17 protein-coding genes are annotated in these 22,700 nt (G+C 36.3%); 4 read left to right on the top strand and 13 right to left on the bottom strand.

Annotated features, from left to right (window positions below; genetic code table 11):
• Window positions 1–77 precede the first annotated feature (77 nt).
• The gene (locus IGK81_RS02730; protein ID WP_034699713.1) at window positions 78–767 is read left to right on the top strand and encodes an N-acetylmannosamine-6-phosphate 2-epimerase; all 690 of its coding nucleotides are present in this window, start codon (window positions 78–80) and stop codon (window positions 765–767) included.
• Between the two features lie 282 nt (window positions 768–1,049).
• Here IGK81_RS02730 and IGK81_RS02725 read toward each other — a convergent pair whose 3' ends face one another.
• On the bottom strand, window positions 1,050–1,934 hold the full coding sequence (locus IGK81_RS02725) for a diacylglycerol/lipid kinase family protein (protein WP_034699710.1): 885 nt from the start codon (window positions 1,932–1,934) through the stop codon (window positions 1,050–1,052).
• A gap of 103 nt (window positions 1,935–2,037) precedes the next feature.
• Complete coding sequence (locus IGK81_RS02720) at window positions 2,038–4,029, bottom strand: VWA domain-containing protein (protein ID WP_438757486.1); 1,992 nt, start codon at window positions 4,027–4,029, stop codon at window positions 2,038–2,040.
• A 205-nt stretch (window positions 4,030–4,234) separates the two neighbouring features.
• On the opposite strand from IGK81_RS02720, the gene IGK81_RS02715 reads away from it, so the two are divergent.
• Window positions 4,235–5,737, top strand: coding sequence for a helix-turn-helix domain-containing protein (locus tag IGK81_RS02715; RefSeq protein ID WP_034699708.1), 1,503 nt, complete (start codon window positions 4,235–4,237; stop codon window positions 5,735–5,737).
• Between the two features lie 332 nt (window positions 5,738–6,069).
• Here IGK81_RS02715 and IGK81_RS02710 read toward each other — a convergent pair whose 3' ends face one another.
• Window positions 6,070–7,926 (bottom strand): ABC transporter ATP-binding protein/permease, encoded by a 1,857-nt coding sequence (locus tag IGK81_RS02710; RefSeq protein WP_034699706.1) that lies wholly within the window; start codon window positions 7,924–7,926, stop codon window positions 6,070–6,072.
• Complete coding sequence (locus IGK81_RS02705) at window positions 7,910–9,886, bottom strand: ABC transporter ATP-binding protein/permease (RefSeq protein WP_034699703.1); 1,977 nt, start codon at window positions 9,884–9,886, stop codon at window positions 7,910–7,912. The genes IGK81_RS02710 and IGK81_RS02705 overlap by 17 nt, the downstream gene beginning before the upstream one ends.
• Window positions 9,887–9,968: 82 nt before the next feature.
• Here IGK81_RS02705 and IGK81_RS02700 point away from each other — a divergent pair, with 82 nt between their 5' ends.
• A complete protein-coding gene (locus tag IGK81_RS02700) occupies window positions 9,969–10,799 on the top strand; it encodes a MerR family transcriptional regulator (RefSeq protein WP_010719950.1) in 831 nt (276 codons plus the stop codon).
• A gap of 409 nt (window positions 10,800–11,208) precedes the next feature.
• Here the strand turns inward: IGK81_RS02700 and aguA are convergent, their stop codons facing one another.
• The 3 genes from aguA to ptcA form a co-directional block, all read right to left on the bottom strand.
• On the bottom strand, window positions 11,209–12,306 hold the full coding sequence (gene aguA, locus IGK81_RS02695) for an agmatine deiminase (protein ID WP_034699699.1): 1,098 nt from the start codon (window positions 12,304–12,306) through the stop codon (window positions 11,209–11,211).
• Window positions 12,260–13,678: an APC family permease gene (locus IGK81_RS02690; RefSeq protein WP_034699696.1), complete on the bottom strand. Its 1,419-nt coding sequence runs from the start codon at window positions 13,676–13,678 to the stop codon at window positions 12,260–12,262. The genes aguA and IGK81_RS02690 overlap by 47 nt, the downstream gene beginning before the upstream one ends.
• Before the next feature lie 235 nt (window positions 13,679–13,913).
• Window positions 13,914–14,933 (bottom strand): putrescine carbamoyltransferase, encoded by a 1,020-nt coding sequence (gene ptcA, locus IGK81_RS02685; RefSeq protein ID WP_034699693.1) that lies wholly within the window; start codon window positions 14,931–14,933, stop codon window positions 13,914–13,916.
• 271 nt (window positions 14,934–15,204) lie between these two features.
• On the opposite strand from ptcA, the gene IGK81_RS02680 reads away from it, so the two are divergent.
• A complete protein-coding gene (locus tag IGK81_RS02680; protein ID WP_438757482.1) occupies window positions 15,205–16,140 on the top strand; it encodes a response regulator transcription factor in 936 nt (311 codons plus the stop codon).
• A gap of 368 nt (window positions 16,141–16,508) precedes the next feature.
• On the opposite strand, the gene IGK81_RS02675 is transcribed toward IGK81_RS02680, so the two are convergent.
• From IGK81_RS02675 to IGK81_RS02650, 6 genes are all read right to left on the bottom strand, one after another.
• On the bottom strand, window positions 16,509–16,913 hold the full coding sequence (locus tag IGK81_RS02675; protein ID WP_010719955.1) for a PTS sugar transporter subunit IIA: 405 nt from the start codon (window positions 16,911–16,913) through the stop codon (window positions 16,509–16,511).
• Window positions 16,914–16,950: 37 nt separating this feature from the next.
• Window positions 16,951–17,760, bottom strand: coding sequence for a PTS system mannose/fructose/sorbose family transporter subunit IID (locus tag IGK81_RS02670; protein WP_010719956.1), 810 nt, complete (start codon window positions 17,758–17,760; stop codon window positions 16,951–16,953).
• Window positions 17,747–18,643 (bottom strand): PTS mannose/fructose/sorbose/N-acetylgalactosamine transporter subunit IIC, encoded by an 897-nt coding sequence (locus tag IGK81_RS02665; RefSeq protein ID WP_010719957.1) that lies wholly within the window; start codon window positions 18,641–18,643, stop codon window positions 17,747–17,749. The genes IGK81_RS02670 and IGK81_RS02665 overlap by 14 nt, the downstream gene beginning before the upstream one ends.
• 12 nt (window positions 18,644–18,655) lie before the next feature.
• Window positions 18,656–19,135, bottom strand: a complete 480-nt coding sequence (locus IGK81_RS02660; RefSeq protein ID WP_010719958.1) for a PTS system mannose/fructose/N-acetylgalactosamine-transporter subunit IIB — start codon at window positions 19,133–19,135, stop codon at window positions 18,656–18,658.
• Between the two features lie 3 nt (window positions 19,136–19,138).
• Entirely contained in the window at window positions 19,139–20,917 is a 1,779-nt protein-coding gene (locus IGK81_RS02655) for a glycoside hydrolase family 35 protein (RefSeq protein ID WP_034699684.1), read from the bottom strand.
• A gap of 834 nt (window positions 20,918–21,751) precedes the next feature.
• Window positions 21,752–22,690 carry a hexose kinase gene (locus tag IGK81_RS02650; protein WP_034699681.1) on the bottom strand — a complete coding sequence of 313 codons (939 nt, stop codon included), beginning with the start codon at window positions 22,688–22,690 and terminating at the stop codon, window positions 21,752–21,754.
• Window positions 22,691–22,700: the final 10 nt, after the last annotated feature.

The raw sequence follows: 22,700 nt of genomic DNA, 5'->3' as shown, positions 1-22,700 counted from the left end.
TATCATTCGCATAGCCTTAGCTCTTTGCGAAACGTTTTTGTGAAACTGAAAAAAAAACTATAAAGGAGAAAATCAGAATGGACAAACAATTATTCTTAGAAAAAATTGCTGGTGGGCTGATCGTTTCCTGCCAAGCCTTACCTGGAGAACCTTTTTATACAGAAGAAGGTAGTTTGATGCCTTATTTTGCTTTAGCTGCTGAAAAAGCAGGAGCTGTTGGTATCCGTGCGAACTCAGTACGGGATATTATGGCGATCAAAGAAAAAGTGGCCCTGCCGATCATCGGTATCATTAAACGTGATTATCCTCCTGAAGCGCCATTTATCACAGCAACCATGCGTGAAGTTGATGAACTAGTAGCCACAGGGGTTGAAGTTATCGCTTTGGATTGTACTTTACGCAAACGCCACGATGGTCTGACCATCAATGAATTCATTGCTAGAGTCAAAGAAAAATATCCACAGCAATTATTGATGGCTGATATCGCCACTTTTGAAGAAGGAAAGAATGCTTACGAAGCAGGAGTTGATTTTGTGGGGACAACTTTAAGCGGCTATACAGAAGAAAGTGTGAAACAAGCTGGTCCTGATCTCCCACTCATCCAAGAACTGATCCAAGCTGATATATGCGTTATTGCAGAAGGTCGGATCCACACGCCACAACAAGCCAAACAAGTCAAAGATCTAGGCGTAGCTGGCATCGTTGTAGGTGGTGCGATCACACGCCCTCAAGAGATTGCTCAACGCTTTATCGAAGCATTAGATTAAGAGACTCCTTCATTTTTTCAGGAGAAATGCTTTTTCGTCCTTCTAACTAAATCAGCTAAATATAACTAACCAAAAACAGCCAGAACGAGACTGAGCCAAAATTTGCCTCAACCTCATCCTGGCTGTTTTTCAGTTCATTATTCCAACTTTATTCACAGCCTCTGTCTCACCAGATTCTCAGATCCGCTTAAAATCGACATCAGATGACAGGGGGACCTACTGTTCAAAACAAAGGATATGACTCAGATCAACAGTTATAGAAAGCTGATCCTCCCTGGTTTCTCAACAATAAATCATCAGATGTGAAGGAAGAACTTTTAGTGTGACAGGCAGCTTGACACCTTCATCGCCATCCACATTTGTTGCCAATTCTTGGTCTTCATCCAAAGCAATCTGGATCGTTTCACAGGTTTGATAAGCCAGATGATCGGTAGAAGAATCAACACCTTTTAACAAATCAGGCAATGTTTTTAACGTATCTAACAATGAAGTGTCTTTTAAATAAACCAAGTGCAATTTGCCATCATTTACTTTAGCATTAGGTATCAATGTTTCAAAACCACCAATTGAATTAGTTAATCCTACCAGCAATGTACTACTTTCAATTTGTTTTTCCTGCCCATCAATGACTAACTGGAATTTATAAGATTGGGTTCCAGCCAATTGCTTGATTCCTGAGATAAAGTAAGCAAACTTACCATATTTTGTTTTCTTTTCTGGATCTACATCATTGATTGACTCAGGAATGGTCCCGATCGCCACGACATTCATAAAATATTGGTCATTGATTTTCCCAATATCTAATGGTTGCAACGCATCCATTGAAAGATGAGCGATAGCTTCTTCGGGTTCTAACGGTATGCCTAAAGCACGGGCTAAGTCGTTGACTGTTCCTAACGGAATAAAACCAAAATTTGGACGATGTGCTTGTTCAGCGATCCCATTGATTCCTTCATTAACAGTACCATCTCCACCCATGACAAACACGCTGTGATACCTATCCACTGCTGCTTCTCGAGTAAAATTCTTGGCATCTCCAGCTTTTTTCGTATGAAGAACAACGACTTCATCAAACATCGTGGTTAACTTTTGATGGGCCAGTTTTTCATATTCTTGTGCTTGTTCTCCTCCAGAACTTGGATTAACGACCAACAACGCTTTTTTCATCCTGTTTCCCCCTTCGTTTCACAACATGACTTTGACTAAACTATAGCACAAAAAAACTCAGAACATCTAGTTTCAGACATTCTGAGCTACATCAGCTGATTGGCTATCTTATTTTACGAATCAAATAATAACCCACCGATCCGACGATCATCGTTCCCAGAAAGACCAGAATGGACGAGGAATGTTCATTTGTTTTTGGTAAATGTTCCGCTTCAGAATCAGTCGAAGATTCAGAAGCAATCTGGAGCATCGCCTCTTTTTTAGTTGTACTTGGTCCAGAGTTTCTTAAGTCGATGGCACTTGATTCGGTCATACTTGATTCTGTTGTGCTTGGTTCTGTTGTGCTTGGTTCGGTCGTTTTTTTCGTATTCGTGATCACAAAAGAATTGTCATTATTGGTTACGTTACTCTCAAATTCATCAGGTACATTCACTTCCGCTACTTGATAAGTAAAGTCTTCTCCTTGATTATTGTATTTTGGTAAGACCGCTTTTTCGTTTCCCACTGGCAGTTCCTTGATCGTCGCTTGATAATTATCTTGTTTTCTTAAAGAAAGCACCGCTGAACTTTGCCAACTCGTAGGATCAACGACCGAACTCCTGCGAATCACATAGTCAATAGTCTCTGGGATCTCGGATGCCGCTACATTTTTCCATTTTTTTGCTACTTGGATTGTGGTTGTCGGTGCCTTGATTGAAGGGATTGGAAAATCAAATAATTCACTTTCATTTGTTGGTGCTAACGTTGTCCGTCCATTACACAAATACCAAGTTTCGCCTTTAAAATGAGTATTTTCAGTGTTTAAACGAACTTGATAGGTACACGTAAGCCGTTCATTTTCCCCTAATGCAATATTTGCAATCGTAATCGTTTGGTTCGCTTCCGATACAACTACATCAGCCACTACATCATTGGCTTGTTCCCAATTTCCTTGTTCATTTTTTCGCCAACCGACTAATTGATAGGAACATTCATTAAACTCACCCGCTCCCTGGAGTAAAATGTCTTGCCCCATAGGATCAGTGATCGTACCATTAGGAATCGTTTTATCAATTTGGTTGGCAATCTCTGTTAAGGCAGAACCCAAACCGCTTAGATTTTCATCGGTTGTAAGGTATTGTTGCGGTTTAGAAGCTAAGTTTCGCCCAATATATTCCCCTCGAGCAGAAGGTGCTGTCGCTATCGAATAACAGGTAAAACCCGAATGCTTGAGAGAAACAATCGTTCCTAAGGTCGCATCTGTCACAACTGAACTACTAACAGAAATTGCATTGGGATCAGAAGGGTTACTGTTCGTCGTATAGTATTTGTCAGAATCAGTTTGAAAATCTTGAATATAACGATCGGTATGGTAGCCATTATAATCAATGATCTCTCCCTCATTTGGATACTCTTTCGCTCCTTGTACTGGAAGATAACTACGATTGGCACTATCATCACCAATATGAATAAATAATTTTTCCGCTTCTGGCCGACTTTTCTCCAATAATAACCGTTGCCCTGCTAATAATCCTTTTTGCATAAATGTTCCCGAATGTGACTCAGCGGTATATTTCAAGAAGTTCTCTAAGTCATTCATATTACTTGAAAAACCATTTGTTGAATAAACCTCTCGATTGTATGCTACGATCCCCACACGTATATTCCCATTAGCTAACGAATCCGCTAATTCATTGCCAAATTGTTGTAATCCGATTAAAGCATTGGTTAATTTTTCGCCAGTCATGGAGGAAGAATAATCGATCACCAAAACTAAATCAATCGGTGTTCCGATCTGGTTGCCTTTCACATCTAACGTGACATCAAATAACCCTTGTGTCTCGCTATCTTCTGTGACACTCTTTTTTAAATACGCTCGGTCAGCGTAATTAACATAATTTTCCTCGTCAAATACAGCTTCTGGTGCATGGCCATAATCATAATTATAGGTATTCCCTACTGCTGTTCCATTGGTTAAACGTTGTCCCGTAGAATCGGTATAAGCAAAATCAACCGTCTCCGCAAATGATTTTTGCATCCCTATTCCCAGTAAAATACTCATTAATCCTACGAATAAAATCACTATCTTGAAATAGCTGTCTTTTCTCGTTCCCATCATTTCTCTCCTTTTCTACCAACAGATTTCCCCATCCTTATTAAAACCCTAGAATTTTTTCAACAATTGCTAGTATAAATTTTCTGGAATCTTTTCTGAGCTAAAAAAATGTACATTTGGAATACATTAAAATCCTCTTTTTATGATAAGATGGCATCAAGTAACAGCTAAGAATCGAGGGAAATCTTTGGTTAGGAGTTTTTTTATGGAAATATTCAATGATTTTTTTGGAAATGATGTCAAAAAAGAAATCGAACTTTTGCATTTTTTATATCATCAAAAGCGCTTTGTAACGATTGAAGAAATGAGCCAAGCCCTCAATATGGATCGGCGTTCGATCTACAAATATTACGATGTTCTAAGCAATCATTCCCTAATGACAGATGAAAGTCGTGAACCAATTTTTCATACAAAACATGGTCTCGGCTATAAATTCACAGGAACCAAAACAGACTATAAAACGGTGATTCGTAAAATATTACAAGAAAATCCTTTTTTCAATTTATTTGAAACTTTATTGTTGGAAAATGAAGTGAATCTAGTCAAATTCGCCTACGAGAATTATTTATCCGAATCTACTGTACGAAAGCGAAGCTATGAACTAGAAACGCTACTACAGCCATTGGGGTTTACCGTAAAAAAAAATAAAGGAATGCTCTATTTAGTCGGTGATGAACCTCGTATTCGCTATTTTATGGTTGCTTTTTTTTGGAAAAATTTTTCTGGTCTTCACTGGCCATTTCCAGGTATTTCTCAACAAAAATGTGAAATGCTCGCCCGACACTTTTATGAAATCAATGAAATTCCTTTCAATGAGATTGAACTAAAAATTACTACTTATGTACTAGCCGTGACGATTATTCGGTTTAGAAAAGGCAAAAAAATAACAGCTGAAATGATCACTTTAGCTCCTGATCTACCGCCTAAAGACCAAGAAATCTTCCAACAATTGACGGATCAGCATTCATCACTCTTAAAAAAACTGACAGATGAGTTGAGTGAACACTTCTTACTCGAAACAATGGAGAGCCATTTTATTTTCTTGTGGCTACGATCAAATCTGGATCTCACTTTTTCTAAAGAGCAGTTAGCTGATTATTTTGCCATCCAAGAGGAAAGCGTTCAAAATCGTTCTTATTTGCAAGCAATCATCTATTTGTTACTGAAAGATACAGACTCTCAACAATTGTCTACCAGAAAAAAGAACTTGATTTTGCGAACGATTCTTTCTGGAATTTTGTCCGTCGAACTATTTGGAGAGACGATCCATACCTTGACCGGCTATAATCTACAGCACTATGTCTCGCAGAATTTTCCCAACCTTTTGATGCGTTCTGAACAATTGTTAGATCAAATTGATCTTTACTCATCCTCAGACAGTAAACGAAAAGGACTTGCGTTACATGTAGCGGTTGCTTGGACCTTGGTTTCACCACCATCCACCTTTATGAAAAAAATCAACCTTAAACTCGAAACAGATTTACCTTTGGCACTTTCTTTAACAATCAAAGAACGTATCGAGACTTCTTTTCAAAGCTACTACCATCTGGATATTCGCAGCCATTTTGAAAACGAAGACTATGATCTCTGCCTTAGTACCGCTCCTTTAACAGAAAGTTTTGAAACCGTCCCCGTTTTACTGATCAATGCCCAAGTCACATTAGCCGATCTGCTGGCAATCAAACAAGTACTTGAAGAGCTGGTGTAGTAAGAGCAGAAGAAATGGAATGTTCATTATTTGAACTGCGAATAACACTTCTTCGATCATATTTATACTTTTTCAATTCATAAAAATAGCCTAAGATTTGTGGGAAATAAAAGCAAAAAAACTGAGGTTGAGACAAAAGTGTTCAGCATCAAGAAATAAGAAGGAATTTCCGAAAATTGCTTCTCAAATTTTTGGTAAATTTCGGCTTATTTCCGAAGATGCTACTTTTGTATCACCGTTTATTCGTTTTTAGAGATACTAGAAGAGACTGAGACAACTTTTGTCTCAGTCCCAGACTCTTAGTCAGTACTATATTTCTAAAGTTAAAGATCTTATTTTTTTAAAGCCAGACTAGGTGATAGGTTGACCAATCGATAATTAACAAAACCAGTTATGCCAAAAACTAATCCAATATTTACTAACAACAAAAGCATCCCTAGTTGGAAATTAAACTCTAGATTATAACCAAAGTTCTGGCTATATACAGTATTAAAAATAAGAAGCCATATACTACTAAATAAGACGGATAGTAGACAAAATAGAACGGTTTCTCTTCTCAATATCTTAGAGATATTTCTGGTACTATATCCTAAGCAACTTAGTATACCAACTTCAGAATATCTAGTGATAGAAATTCGATAGATTATAATAAAACTAACAGAGATAAATAGGAGTAAAAGTAAATTGGATAATATGGTAAACAACTTTATAGTATCAGCAAAACTATTTTTAAAAGCACGAATGTCTTTTTCCTTAGTGTATATATCGTACCCCTTACTTTTCAGCAGGCGATGAATTTTGGGAATGTCCTCAAAATTTTTCACACTAAACGCTATAGCAGAAGCCTCACCTTTAGCTACTTCTTTATAAATTTTCTTTTCCAGCTTCGTACTCATTGTAAAGTTATCAAAAGTATCGTTTGAGATACCACTCACTTTCATTTTTATTTTATGTTTTTGTCCCTCCTTATCAAAGTATTCAAAGTCAACGTACTTTCCAACTAATTGATTAATATTCTTACTCAAAGACGAGGCAACACTTAAAGATAGACTGATTTCATTCCTATTATCTTTAGGCATGTCCCCATAAATCATCGAAAGATTGGAAGAAATCAACGTTGGCGATTTAGTATCTAAGTGTTTATTCTTATGATCATATTTAAGATGAATATTTTGGAGATTATATTGGTAATACACATCCTTAACGTTTGGTAATGTTTGTAAATAAGTAAGCCCTTCAGATAAAGGCTTTTTTGAAAAAGCAATTGATCCTTTACTATAGTAATCATTTTTTTCTTTAAATGACTGTATTTCATTTTTTATTGTATTTTTTATTCCTAACGTTGAAATAAAAGAGACCGTTCCTAATGAAATCAATACGATAGCAAGTAAATTTTTTAAAAAATGTATTCTAAAATTCCTGATTGCTATCCAAAAAAGTAATTTTGAGTTGAGTTTTGGGACAATCTCTTTAGCTTTTTTCGCTGTGAAAGTCTGACTTTCCTTACTATAGTCTAATTCATATCGCTCTTTTTCTTTAACTATTTCTATTGTATGATTTTTTAAACAGACTATTTCATCGGCGTACTTTGAAACTTTTTCACTATGTGTAATAACAATCACGGTTCGATTCCTTGCCAACCTTTTTAGTATCTTCATGACACCATCACTATTTAATTCATCTAAAGCAGCCGTTGGTTCATCTGCAAGAATTATTTTAGGATCGTTCATTAAGGCTCTCGCTATAGATGCTCTTTGTTTTTGACCACCGCTTAACTTATGGACCATTTGATTTGCCTTGTTTTTTAATCCCAGTTCCGTTAATAAATTCAATGCTTTTTCGATTTTCTCTTCTTTCGTTAGTTCAGAGTCTAAATGTGCCCCCATTATGACATTTTCAAGTACTGTATATCCATTTAAGAGATGATAATCTTGAAAAATAAATCCCACATTGTTGAATCTATAATTAGACAAGTTTTTATTTGAGAAATTTTTTTCCTTAAAACATAAATTTTCAATTTTCCCATCATAATCTATGTCTAAGCCTGCTATTAAATTTAATAATGTTGATTTACCAGCTCCACTATTCCCTAATACACAAGTTAACGTACCATCTTTAAATCGATAATTGGCATGTAGTAGTATATCCAAATCTTTGTACTTTTTACTGACATTATTTAAGTAAATCATTCGAATCACCTTGTTTCATTTTATGAGTAGGATTAGTTTTAAGAAATAATAAGTAGGATAGGATACTGATTATTATTGATTGGACAAATGGTAGCAACAATACCAAAACTAAGTTATTAGTAGATACTATATATATACTAAATAATTTTTGACTTAAAAGACTAAGCATTGGGAAAGTTATCAGAAATAGAAGAGAAGACATTATTCCAAGTATAAAGTATTCTGAAATGATTAAACTTAAAATATTTTTATTACTGAAACCATTGAATTTGAAAAAACGAAATTCACTTTTCTTTATATAAAAATTGAACAAAGCCAGAACAATACTAATTGTTAGTGACAATACAAAGAATATCAAACTGATGGTAACCCCTTGCTCCTCATTTTTCTTTCTCAATCGGAGCATATCTTCAATCATGCTAAAATCTCCAGAAGGTTGTAAACCTGATTGTTGTAGTTTATTCACGATAGGTAAAATATCATCTAATGTTTTTGCTCTTACGTTATAACTTATCGATTTCTCAATGCCTGCTTGTTGGCGCATTTTTTTGATAGCTTCTACACTAAACAACAACGGGCCATCCGTTAGTTTCCCGTCACGTCTTCCTAAAGTGCTGGTAATTGCTCCACCTTTAGGATTATTTTCAATGACTCCCACTACTTTTACATCATTTAATGAGACCTTTGATCCTGTAATTTCATTGCTTCCAATCTTTGGATTTACGTCTATAAGTCCTGTCATATTTAAGTTTTTCCCGATTACGTCGGTGGGTTTTAGACCTAGTAAATCCAGTAACCGTTTAGGAACAGCCACTTCTATTTCTCCAATTGAAGGGTATCTTCCAGCTATCAATTTCGTAATTGCAGGAAAGTTAAAGCTATCCTTCACTTCATAATTGTTAATCAAATCTCCTACGTTTAGTTTCAAATCACCCACTATTTCCAAGGGTGCCACAAAATCTACTCTGGGATCATCTTTTAATAAATCTACTGCTCCTGAAGTATCTTGTTTTAGAGAACCAGAAGGACCACCACCTGTCGATTCTTTTGACAAAGAAATATCTTTGATCGTCTCTCCTCTTTCTTTAACGAGACGGCTAAAATTATCATCTTGTTTTTCTTTTATTTCCCCACTCAAATTAATCAACATAAAAAAGGAAGAAAGTATGAGTAAAATAATCGTTAATATAGAATATATGGATGCGCCTTTTAGAATGTTAAAAGATTGAGAGATACAATTTTTTAAAGATAAATAAGGAGGTTTATTCAATCGATTGTTTTTCCCATCATCTTTTGAGTGTTGTTTACTTTGCCCTACTAATTTTAGTTGTCCTTGCTCCATGCTATAGACATTTGCGTCTTTTTCAATTAAACCTTTATCATGAGTGACTATTATCACTATTCTTTCTTTAGCGATTTTTTTTAGCTCCGTCATTATTTTATTAGCAGCTAAAAGATCTAATGCTTTAGTTGGTTCATCTGCTATGATTATTTCTGGATCTTTTACTAATGCTCTAGCTATCGCTACTCGTTGTTTTTGTCCGCCAGATAATTTTGCCACTTTCATTTTAGCTAATCCAGATATTCCTAGTTCCTCTAATACCTTTGCTACTTTCATTTTTCGTTCTGCTTTATTTAAGTTCGATAGGCTTAGAACTAAATCAATGTTACATTCTACACTTAAGTATTCTATCAATTGGTAATCTTGCCAGATAAAACCGATTGAATTGTAATAATAGTCGGATAGTTCTTTTTTCGTAAAACGTTTCATCGACTGATTGTTAAAATAAACATCTCCTTCAAAATTTTGATCCATACCACTAATGATATTTAATAGTGTTGTCTTCCCACTACCCGATGGACCGTAAATAAAATTGAGGCCTTTTTGGAAATCTCCTGATAAATGATTCAATACTATTTCATTTCCAAATACTTTTTTTATTTCGATTAAACTTAACATAAGAATCTCCTTTTATAACGAATTTGGGTTATTGCTCTGCTAGAATAAACTGTAACGTTACGTTACATTCAAGGAGGTAATTATGAATAATTATTTAACAATCAGTGAATTTGCAAAATACGTCAATTTAAGTAGAAGAACCTTAATTTATTATGATCAAATTGATTTATTCAAACCAAAAAAAATATCTACTCATGGTTATAGATATTATACTTGTGACCAATGCTTTGAATTAGACGTTATACTAACCTTGAAATTTCTTGATGTACCTTTAGAACAGATTAAATATTTTCTCGATAATCGAAACATGGATGACACGCTGACAGAATTTAAAAAGCGAAAAGAAATTTTAGATGAAAAAATCAATGACTTAAAACATATGCAGACGTTTTTAGAAAATTATATCGATCGGTATACAACATTGAAAAATATAAATTTTGATATAATTACTCATTCTTATAGAGAAGAAGAATCTTTTATTTGTTCTGATTTAATGCATTCTCATTACTACGACTCCATCGATTCTTTATCTAGTTATAGTGATTTTTATTTATCCTTAGATCAAAAAGATTTATTTAATGGCTATCCTATAAATTTTTTAGTAGAAGATTCTATTTTTTCTGACATTCAAAAAACTCCTTTTAGGTCACTAATTAAAATAAACAAGGAACAAAGTCATCTTTACGACGCAGAGAAAATTATAACCAGATCGAATGGAACATATGTCTCTTTCTTCATAGAGGATTCCAATTATAATAAGCAAGAAATCAATCAGAAACTACTGAACTATTTTCAAAAAAATAAATTTATTCCAGAAAGATTTTTTTGGAAAATATTATGGCAAGATGAAATTACTACCACGATTCCTGAAAAACGTGTATTTGAAATCTTGATACCTGTAAAAAAGAATTAATCGTTTACTGAAACTAAGAAAGTTCCTTATTTCCCCTTCTTAAAACAACCTCTTAAAAATGATTCGATTTGTATATATATGCATTATTGTTTTAAAATATACTTAAAAGGTACCTAGGAGATTTTTATGGGCTTGGGAAAACTATGAAAAGATCTCACCCACATCTGGCTTCCTCTAATGGTTGAATCACCAAGCTGATCGTCAGCTAATGATAGTTAATGAAACAAAAAAAAGAGATTGGGACAAAAGTTGTCTCAGTCTCTTCTAGTATCTCTAAAAACGAATAAACGGCCGTCATTGATCAGGTCAGTAATCGAATTTGCTGCTTTGGGCTTTGGTCAATTGTTCATGAGCAGCGTCGCCTAAAATTCCACCCAATGCGATGACAATTTTTGAGATAAGCCTCCACCTATCTTTGCGGTTGTTGTTGTGTGATACAGTGAATATTTCCACCACCGTATACGATCTCAACTGTATTTACGCCTACGACTTCTTTATCTGGAAAGAATTCTGCTATTTCCTCAAGTGCCAGCGCATCATTTTTATCTCCATACTGAGGAACGATCACACCGTTGTTCGTGATCAGAAAATTCATATAAGAAGCAATACAAATGTCGCCATCTTCACGTGGCATCGTTCCTTCTACGTAATCGATCTTGAAATCCCCATTGATCGTGACATTCTCTACTGGGCAACAAAGCTTATGAACTTTTAATTTGCGACCTTTGGCATCGGTCATTTCATTCAAACGCTTGTAAGCAGCTTGAGCCGCTTCATAAAATGGGCTGTTTTGATCTTCAGTATAGATACAAGCCACTTCTCCGGGACGAACAAAACATGCCACATCATCCACATGCCCATTGGTTTCTTCCGGATCGATCCCGTCACCTAACCAAAGTACTTTCTCACAGTTTAAGTAGTCACATAATTTTTGTTCGATCTCTTCTTTTGTCATATGAGGATTCCGACCTTCACTCAATAAACACATCTCAGTCGTTAAAACAGTGCCTTCTCCATCAACATGAAAGGAGCCCCCTTCTAAAATAAAATCCTCCGTTCGATACGAATCCACGTGCTCGATTTCACAGATCTTTTGTGCAATCAAATCGTCTTGATCCCAAGGGAAATACAAGCCATCGACTAATCCGCCCCAAGCATTGAATCCCCAGTCATTGCCTCGTAATTCACCATTGTCGTTGATGACAAAGCTAGGACCACAGTCACGAATCCAAGCATCGTTGTTCGACATTTCATAGACAGTGATGTCGGCAGGCAATTGACGACGGCAGTTTTGATATTGCTGTTGCGACACGACCACATTCATTGGCGTGAATTTGCTGATCGCTTTTGCAACTTCGGCAAATGCTTCTTGAGCCGGTTTGCCTCCATCACGCCAGTTATCCGGACGCTCTGGCCAAATCATCCATACTTTCTCTTGTGGTTCAAACTCTCCAGGCATTCTAAACCCGTCTTGTTTCGGTGTGGTCTTTTCGATTCGCTTTGCCATGATACAGCACTCCTTCTTTTTTGATTTTTTTGATCCAGATAATGATTTCACCAACGAGGGCAAATATAATTGCTCCAATCGTGATTGGTAATTGCTGACTCAGCGATTCAGCATCAAACTGCAAAGGAATCGCTGTGAAAATCAATGAGATCACGATCATGATCATCGGTAGTGCGACTAATACCTTCAAGAACAAGTCGCTGCCGCTCACCTTGAAAGGTCGAGGTGTTTCTGGATCGATTTTGCGCAATTTATAAAACGCAGGAAAAACAGGTACATATGATAGTAGGAACATTACTAGGTTCAACGAGAAAAATGCCCAAAATAAATCTTGATTTGGTAAAATTGGTGCGATGATGACAACGATAGAAGCAACAATACCATTCATAATCGCCGCACCAGTAGGCATGCCGTTTTTTTTGCTGCGTTTGGCAAATACTTTCGGCATATCGTCATTTTCGGCTGCATAACAAGCAGTATTGTTAACCCCTAACGACCAAGAAATCATATTGCCAAACAATGTCAGTAAGAATAAAAAGGCCATCGAAATAATGAACCAGCCGCCTGTTGATCCTGTCAATAACTTAAAACTATCCATCAATCCACTGCCTGTACTAATCTGATCCGTAGGAATTGCTACACCGATCCCGAATGCAGAAAAAATGTAAATGGCTGCAATCACCAGTCCACCGGCAATGATCGATTGAGGGATTTGCTTTTTAGGATTTTCCATATCATTCGCGAATGTACAAATCACTTCGAATCCTAATAAGTTAAAAATGATTACTGAAATAAAGGACAAACTCTTTAAATTGAAACTTGGTAGCATGGAAGAAAGAGTAAACTCATTCGCCACACCCTTAGTAAACGCAGTATAGAGACCTAAGCCACCGATCAAGATTGCCAGCAGCATTTTGATAACAGCTGCTCCATTCAAAATCCACACACTGTCACTGACCGGATAAAAACTGATCCAAACAATGATCCATATAAAGATCAGTTCGATCATGATAGCAGCAGCTGTTGAAAATTCGCTGCCTGTGATCGTCATCAATAAATCAGGGCAGACTACTGCTAGAGAAGCTAACCACAGTGGATAATTGATCCAGTAATACCAAGAAACGCGAGATCCCCAGCGATGTCCGAAGGCTTGTGTCACCCAATCATAGATACCTCCATCACCGATATAAGTTGTTCCTAACTCTGACGAGATCAATCCATAGGGCAAAAGGAATGCAATCAATAAAAAGATCCACCAAAAAAATTGTGAATTTCCGATTGCTGCTACCGGTGCAGCCGCTTCTGCCACAAATACAACACAAATAACAGATAATATAGCACTCATCAAACTAAATTTTTTCTTTTCTCCCATTGTTTTCTTCCTTTCCGGTACAAGGGAATAAGGTTGGACCAACGATTGAACGATTCTTGCAACCAGCGGACTCATCTCACATGAATCCTGGTGTGGCATAAAAGCTGCATTAATGTGAGATCAAGATTCTGCTAGAAAGAATCGATTTTCAGATCGTTAGCCCTCCTCTAGAACAGAGACAATCCTCACGCATCGTCATGATACGCAGATTATTTCCTTTCCTCATCTCTTGCGTCTAAAATGTTTCACCTAGCAAAGCTTCCAAGTCTTTTTTAGCCGCTGCTTTTTTGGTCTCATCGATTGGATTTTTTTCCGCATAATCCCGCATCAAGTACACTAAGAGACCGCGAATCGAAGTCAACCGATTTTCTGCTTCATCAAAACAGATCGAGTTCGGTCCATCCATGACTTCATCTGTGACTTCTTCCCCACGAGTGGCAGGCAAGCAGTGCATAAATTTCGCTTGTTCCCCAGCACGTTTCATCAGGTCCGTATTCACTTGGTATTTAGGATAAAAAATACGCATGCGTTCCTCTTCTGATAGTTCAGCTTCATACAGTCCATACCAGACGTCTGTATAAACAAAATCCGAACCTTCAATAACATCGATTTGATCGGATATCGTATAGGAGCCGCCAGAATCTTTGCAAATTGCGTCTAGTCGGGCGCGATGGTCTTCGTTTAACTGGAACCCTTCTGGTCCAAATTGAACGAATTCCATTCCCATTTTTGTTGCAATCAATCCTAAAGAGAAACAGACTTGTGTGGCATCTCCAATAAAGGAAACCTTGCAGTCTTCAATTTTTTTGCCTGCTGGAAGATGTTCGATCATGGTGCAAAGATCGCCAATTTCTTGCGTTGGGTGGTTGAAGTCAGACATACCGTTAATAACTGGGATCGTGGCATTCGTTGCTAAGTCATACACACTATGATGACGTTCCACACGAGCCATCAAAATATCAACTAAACGAGAAAGAACTCGGCTCGTGTCTTCTATCGTTTCATGACCACCCAATTGAATTTGCCCTGGTGCTAGATATTCTGCGTGCCCCCCTAATTGTGTCATTGCTGTTTCAAACGAAACCCGCGTTCTGGTAGAAGACTGTTGGAAGATCATCCCTAACACTTTGTTCTTTAGCAAAGGAGGATAAAAACCATTCTTGATGGCCGCTTTGATTTTCAATGACAGGTCAACAATTTGTTGAATCTCTTCCTTCATGTAATTTTCAGTTGTAATAAAATCTTTTTTTCCCATAATGAAACCCCCTAAGTAATTTGTTTGCTTTGCATCTTCACTTTAGGAAAAAAAGTGAGAGTTTACGATAAGCTATTGGTTGTAAACGTTATCATTGTCGATCTATACGTGCTACAGGCTGGTTTATTTTTGGATATAAACCATTTATTTTCCAAGGGTTTACAAAAGTTTAGAAGGAAGTTTATAGGAATTAAAAGTAAAGATAAAAAAATCGGTGTTATAATTAAAATAAGAAATTTGAGGTAAGGAAAAAAATGAAAGGGGATTCAATATGATAGCTATTTTTGTTTACAACATTCTATTGATCATTCTATATTCAATCACGATGACTTTTGCTATTTATGCTTATTTAAAAGAAAAAAACAACTTATTTCTCTGGATCAGTTTGTATTTGGCATTCTTCATTTTTGATAACACGATTATTTATATGACGGAGTTCCTCAATTCCTTTGCACAAAGTTATGATCAATCATTTATGAGTGCGCCAGCAGTTAAAACGATTATTTTTATGGGAAACGCCTTTTTTTCCATTTCTATTCTTGCCGAACTACAAAAAGAAAAACTTTCCCCTCTCCATTATGCTTTACTGCTTGCTTTGGCTGTTTGGATGATTACCATCCCACTGATGGATAATTCAGCCTTTAAAGTCTGGCTCTATTATCTGGGCAATCAACTCTTCCTGTTTTACCTAGGAATTTATTGTTGGCGAGGAACAAAAAAGGATGTACCTTTGCTGAACAAACACTATTTAAAGCAATTGATGTTCATCAATCTCTTCTTTAGTATTTTGATCATTATTGAAGATAGTTTCGTGATTTTCAATGTCGATCAATATAGCTCCTTAGTGACAAAAATTTATAATCGTAGTGTCTCAGAGGATATTTTTTCGATTGTTATATGTGTTTTATTACTGCACTTCTTTATCAAAAAATATCAACCTCAGAAAGAAAAAACACAAAAGCAAGACACCTCTCTCTTGATTCAAGACTTTTGTCAGGATCACCAGTTTACTCAACGAGAAACGGAAATTTTTATATTGCTACTGTCACATCGAACCAATCAGGAAATTGCTGACCAGCTCTTTCTCTCATTAGGAACGGTTAAAACTCATGTCCACAATATTTTTATTAAACTTGACATTAAAAAGCGCACGCAAATTATCCCCCTTTTTGAAAAGTATAAAGAAGCCATTGAGTCAACCGTTTAAAAAAGTCCTGAAAGTATCCCTTCCAAGTTCTCAGTCTGTAGACGAGTCTGGGACATTAATCAGAAAAAATCTAATTAATGTCCCACTTTTTTATGCGGTTAATCATAAAATAAAAAAATGGAGAATGAGACAAAAGCGGCATCTTCAAAAAATTTTGATGCTGAACACTTTTTTCTCAATCTTTCACCAATCATTCTAGAATTTCTCTTTGCCAACATCATTTGACAAAGGGTCTCTTTTTTGTCCAAAATTTTGAACAAAACTAGATAAAAAGACATTCCAAACTCAAATTACAAGTTTGAAATGTCTTTTATCTATAGTCTGATCAGAGAAATATTTCTTTGGCTTCATCACTCATATATTTTATCTTACTCATCTTCATCATCGTCATCACTGAAAATCCGTCCATTCACATAACAAATGTTACTTGTAGCAGATTCGATTAATGAAAGTTCTGTTCCAATTAATTGACTGTTAATGAAGTCAATCACCATTGGCATGTTCATGCCTGCGTATAAGTCAATTACTTGACCCTCGAGAATTATTTTTGAAACTACATTACACGGAGTGCCACCCATTAAATCTGCTAATACTACGAAATCATCTAAATTGGCAATTACTGTTTCAAACTTTTCACGAAAATCTTCCGCTGATTCAGAAGGAAGAAGGCTTACTGTGTGAATACTTTCCTGAGGCCCCATTATCATTTCTGTACTTTTTTTCAATTCTTCACAGAAAAGTCCATGACTAATTAAAACTAATTGTTTTCCCATTGAACCACTCCTCATCACTAATTGGAATCAGCCTGACTTATTTTGAAATCACGCCTAAAGCTGATAATGCTACACAAACCACTAATACTATGAAAATTGCCTTAGTAGAAGTCATATTCTTTTTGCCAAGCATCCAATAAATTGCTGCAACGATACCGGCTGGTAATAATCGTGGTAAAATCATATCCAGGTTGTTTTGCATGTTTAACGTCACATCACCAATACTTGGTGCCCAAGACAATTTTACATTAATCATGGTAGCGACCAACGCTCCAACCATGAAGACCCCTAACAAAGTTGCAGCATCTGTCAAGGCAGTTAAGCGATGTTGCATCGTGGTAACTAAAGAGATTCCTTCACGATAAGCAAATTCTAATTGTTTCCAACGGAAAATCATAACAGCGATTTGTGCGATAATCCAAATAAAAATTCCAGTTGGGTTGCCATTAATTGCCATATTGGCTGCTAAGGCTCCAAAAATTGTTGGAATTAACGCTGCGAAAATCGAATCACCAATTGCTGCAAAAGGCCCCATCAACCCAGCTTTTAAACCTGAGACAGTGTCTTTACCATCAATACCTTCCTTTTCCTCAATAGCCAAGTCAATCCCAGTAACGATAGTATTGAAGAAGTTTGATGTATTAAAGAATTGTGTATGAGTTTTCATCATTTCTTTTAATTCAGGAGAATTATCACCATAAAGCTTGCGTAATTGCGGCAGAATTGTATAAAGATAGCCTGATCCTTGCATCCGTTCATAGTTCCAGCCTAATTGGAAAGTAAACAAGCTTCTGCGATTGATCTGCTTAAAGTCTTCCTTCGTTAACTTATAATTAGATTTCGTCATCTTCAATCTCTCCTTCATCTGAATCATTCGATGTAACATCTTTAGGTGCTGGTGAATGTGGTATCAGCTGTCCATTTTTGTAACTGATGGCTGCTAAAGAAAATCCAACTAGTGCAATTGCTAACATTGGAAGTGAATTAAATATTCCTTCGAAATTCTTCACAACCCCTGCAACACCCGTTCCTAAAACCTGCATGTTAGTAAAGACGGTTCCTAGTAATGCCGTTAACGTAAATCCTAAAATTAGGTAAGGGAAATGCTTTTTAACTGGCAAGTAACGTAGTAGAATAGCAAAACCGACAGCTGGTAAAACTGCTCCAGCTACTGATAATCCATCGCCTAACCACTTCAAATCACCATTTAGCACGGCTACCACTTGTTCTACTAGTCCTCCTCCAAATGCTAATGCTAGAAAAACGGGAATCATACGAGAAAGTGACCAAGAGAGGGCTCCCATTAAGAAATTACGTTCGATCCCTTTGTAGTTCATATCTTCAACTAATTTATCAATGCGATGCGCAAAATACGTATTCGCAAAACGGGCTAATATATCTAATTGAATCATCAAGCTAGCTACTGGTACCGCAATTACGGCAATTGCTTGCTCTGGGTTCATTCCTAGCGCTACTGAGAAAGCTGTCGCTAAAATCGTTCCAGAGTTGGCATCAATTTTTGATGCACCCCCAAAGGTACCAACACCAAGTACAGTCAATTGCATACTACCACCAATAATAAGTCCTGCTTTTAGATCCCCCATCACTAGACCAGCAAATAATCCGGCAAAAACGGGTGCACTCAACGATGAATAAATTTGTAACTCATCTAAAATTTGATACCCTGCGTATAATGTTAATAATAAGATCTGCCACCATAAGATATCCATTTATTTATCCTCCTATTTCGCTAACAAAGCCATAAAATTTTCTGCTTTATCACTTGGAACCATCTGCGCTACTAAGCGAACACCTTTAGCCTGTAATTTGTTAAATACTTCTACATCTTGATCAACCACATTGATTGATTTAGTAATGGACCGTGTTTCATTCGTCTGTGACATATTCCCAACATTAATTTCTTCAATTGGGACTCCTAATTCTACCAACTTCAATAAACGATCCGGCTCCCGAGCAATAATCAATAATCGTTGAGAATCATATTTTCCTGCTAAAATATTATTAGCAGCTTTTTCAATCGGCAATACACTTAATTTAACTCCTGGTGGAGTTGCCAGCTTTAATCCACTTTTTTCAATATCATTTTTTGCAACTTCATCATCTACAACCATAATCCGTGTGATGTTCAACTTGGTTGTCCATAAGTTGGCTACTTGTCCATGAATTAAACGTCCATCAATTCTTACTCCGATAATACTCATTGTTTATCCTTCTTTCATTTCTTTATATAGTGGTGCTTTTACTAATTGGATCTCTGGTTGGAAAGTTCCTTCTGTTTCAAAAATCACTATTTCATTGTTTCCTTTTTTAAATAAGCTTTTCGGAATATATAACGAAAGTGTTGGCCCAACTTCCCAAAAACGTCCAATATTGGTCTGATTAACAAATACAACACCTTTCCCAAATTTTGATAGATCAATGAAGCTATCCTCCACTTCATCAAGTGTTACTTCATAGCGATAAAAACTTGGCTGGTTAGGATGCCATTCCTTTGAAAAATCAACCTTCTCACATGACTCTAGTGGTAAACAATACTGATTCCAATCAGTGATAAAATGTAGATCAGCCATGACCCCTGTACGAATTCCCTTTTTTTGTGTATCGGCTAATAATTTATGACCATAATTAACACGCCCCATATTTTCAATTAGAATATCTAATTGATTGTCTTCCTGAGGCATTGGAACAATGATATCTTCACCAATTTCTGTCTGATATTGTGTAGCTTGCAGTTTTTGATTTAAAAATAGTTGGCTACGGTCTCTTCCATCGATTACTCTCAGTCTTTCATGTTCTGCATCTTTTTTTATTGAGGTGCGATACAGAATATAACCTGTATTTTGTCCTAACGTTTCCATCGTTTCTGGATATTTCATTTTTACTGATTGACTAATTGTATCTAATGTTGAAAATAAGCTGACTTTATCAATTAATGGAATATCTTTCATTTCCATTGTGTCTTTTGTCAAAGGTTCCATTTGTTGGATATCAGGGAACGTTTCATGAATCATTGTCTGGATTGCATAATATTTTTCGGTTGGATTTCCTTGCTCGTCTAAGAGTGCTCCGTAATCATAAGAAGTAATCTGTGGCAAATCAATCACTCCTCTAGCTGAGCAACCATTCATAAATCCAAAATTTGTTCCTCCATGGAACATATACAGGTTAATACTTCCTCTCAGCACGACCTCTTTGATTGCCTCAGCTAATTCTTTTGCATCACGTTGTACAATCGGTTCCTTCCAACGATTAAACCAACCATCCCAAAATTCCATACACATTAAAGGCCATTTTTTCCCATGCTCATTGAAGAAAGCTTCCATTGAAGAAAAATTTTCTTCAGCCTTTGAACCAAAATTTCCAGTAACTAAAATATCTTCATCAATCATGCTGCCTGCTCTGAGTGTCGCACGCCATGGTCCATCCGAAGTGAAAAATGGCACTGTTATTCCTCTGTCCAACATTAAATCACGTATCGAACGTAAATAGTCTTTTTCTTCTCCATAAGAACCGTATTCATTCTCAATTTGAATCATTAAAATATTTCCACCATTTGTCAGCTGATGCGGCACGATTTTTTTTATTAAAACATCATAATAATCTGCCACATGGTTCAAATAAACGGTTTCATTTGTTCGGATCCGAGTTCCCTCATTAAGTAACCAAGCAGGAAAACCACCAAACTCCCATTCTGCACAAATATATGGAGATGGTCTAACAATCGCGTATAGTCCTAATTCCTCAGCAATGGACAAAAAATGTTCTAAGTCCAAAATTCCCTCAAAATGGAAATCACCTTTTTTAGGTTCATGTAGATTCCATGGTACATAAGTTTCAACTGTATTAAATCCCAATGCTTTCAGATTATATAACGAGTGATACCAATCGGCTGAATCCACTCTAAAATAGTGGATAGCTCCTGAGAGTATCTTAAAGGGCTTACCGTTTAGAAGAAAATCTTCTTTAATCTCAAATGTGTTCAAAAGCTCCCTCCTTAAATAAAAGCGTTTTCAATATATTGATATATCAAATAATTTGAAATAGAAAGTCAACCCTATCCAACATAACAGAACGTGTTAAAATCAAATTATACATACAAAACCAAAGACTCTAACGAAAAGTTTAATTCTTTGATGTTGTTTGAAGGGTTAATTTAGACATCCCAAAATGGCAATAAACTTTATACAGAAGCAGAATTAATATAAATTTTTAACGTAAGCTCTATTACAGTCATTCGCTCCCTGAATGAATAAAGGATGGATTCATAATTCGTCATCAAGGTCGTGACTCATTTGTTTCACGTAAAGAAAAACTGGTCTAGTTTTCTGACATTGAATTATTCACTATCAGTAATGATCAAGTCCAAGTTTTATCAATCGCTCGAGGGAATGATCCACACTATTTAAACAAGCTTAAACTGCCAGCCTTAGCATTTTATGATTACATCAGACATTTACGAAAAACTAAAAAACTGCATATATCTATCAGCAAACTTATTTGCCCGAACAATATGTGGATCCTAATTCTCAAGAATTGTGTTATTACAATTCCAGCTGTCAGCGCTTTAAACAAGACTACAATATCCACATGAATGAGGAATATTTTACGGAAACAAATAAAATTATATTTCCAACTCCTTTAAATGTTGCGAAATTATTAAAGATTCTTACCGATGAAACGACCGTTCTGCAAGTCCGAGTGACGAAACGTAGAGGTTCACAACAACTACTGGAGTACGTTGAATCCTACAAAAAATGGAACTTCTACCAAATTGAGTTGGTCTCAAAAAATCATTGATTTTATCTAGATCGATTTTTTCACTCAATCTTTTTTACAGTTATTTTTTCAATATGCGATTGAATATTCACCGGTGAAACATGACCTGTTTGTCCTTCTTGTGCATTAGCCATACCAGTAGCCATACAAAACTTCAAAAGTTCTATTTCATCCATTTCTTGTGATAGGCCGTAGGCAAATCCAGCGACTGTAGCATCTCCTGAACCAACTGGGTTGACTGCTTTTATCGTAGGGAGCGTAACTCGATAAAAACAATCTTTATGTTTTGCGAGAGCTCCAGCTTTTCCTAGAGAAACAATGATCCATTCAATACCTGCGAAGATAGGTTGAATCAATTCTTCCTGGACTTCTTCTAATCGATCAATCGAAAATGAATGTCTCAGTAGTGTCGATAATTCCTCAAGATTTGGTTTGATTAAAAATGGCTTCTGTTTGCCAGCTAAAACCTGATGCAAGCTTTCCCCAGAGGTATCGACAAGAACCTTTGCGGACTGCTCTTCTGTCAATTGGACCAACGTTTGGTAAAAATTTGATGGCAATCCTTTTGCAAGACTACCTGAGATTGTGACAATCTTTGCTTTTTTTATTAGCTCCTTGAAGTTTTCTAGGAAATTCTGCTGTTCTTCATAGGAAACTGTTGGTCCCGCTTCCAAAATCTCAGTTTGATTTCCTTCATGCAAAATAGCGATTGAATCTCGGCTTTCTTCTTTGATCTCTGTAAATTTCTGCTTAATACCGGCATGCTTTAATTCATCTGCAATAAACGCCCCATGAAACCCACCGAGAACTCCTGTAGCGAGTACATCCCCCTTTAGATCATGGATTACTCGGGTTACATTAAGTCCTTTTCCACCTGCTGTTTTACTAACTTGATCTGTTCGATTGACAGTATCCACATTCAAGGAAGCAAGCGGATAGGAAATATCAATTGACGGGTTCATCGTTACAGTTACTATCACGAGCTCTCCT

This window comes from Enterococcus sp. DIV0703 (assembly GCF_051711065.1).
Taxonomy (GTDB): domain Bacteria; phylum Bacillota; class Bacilli; order Lactobacillales; family Enterococcaceae; genus Enterococcus_B; species Enterococcus_B hirae.
This window is presented reverse-complemented; position numbering and strand designations above follow the sequence as displayed.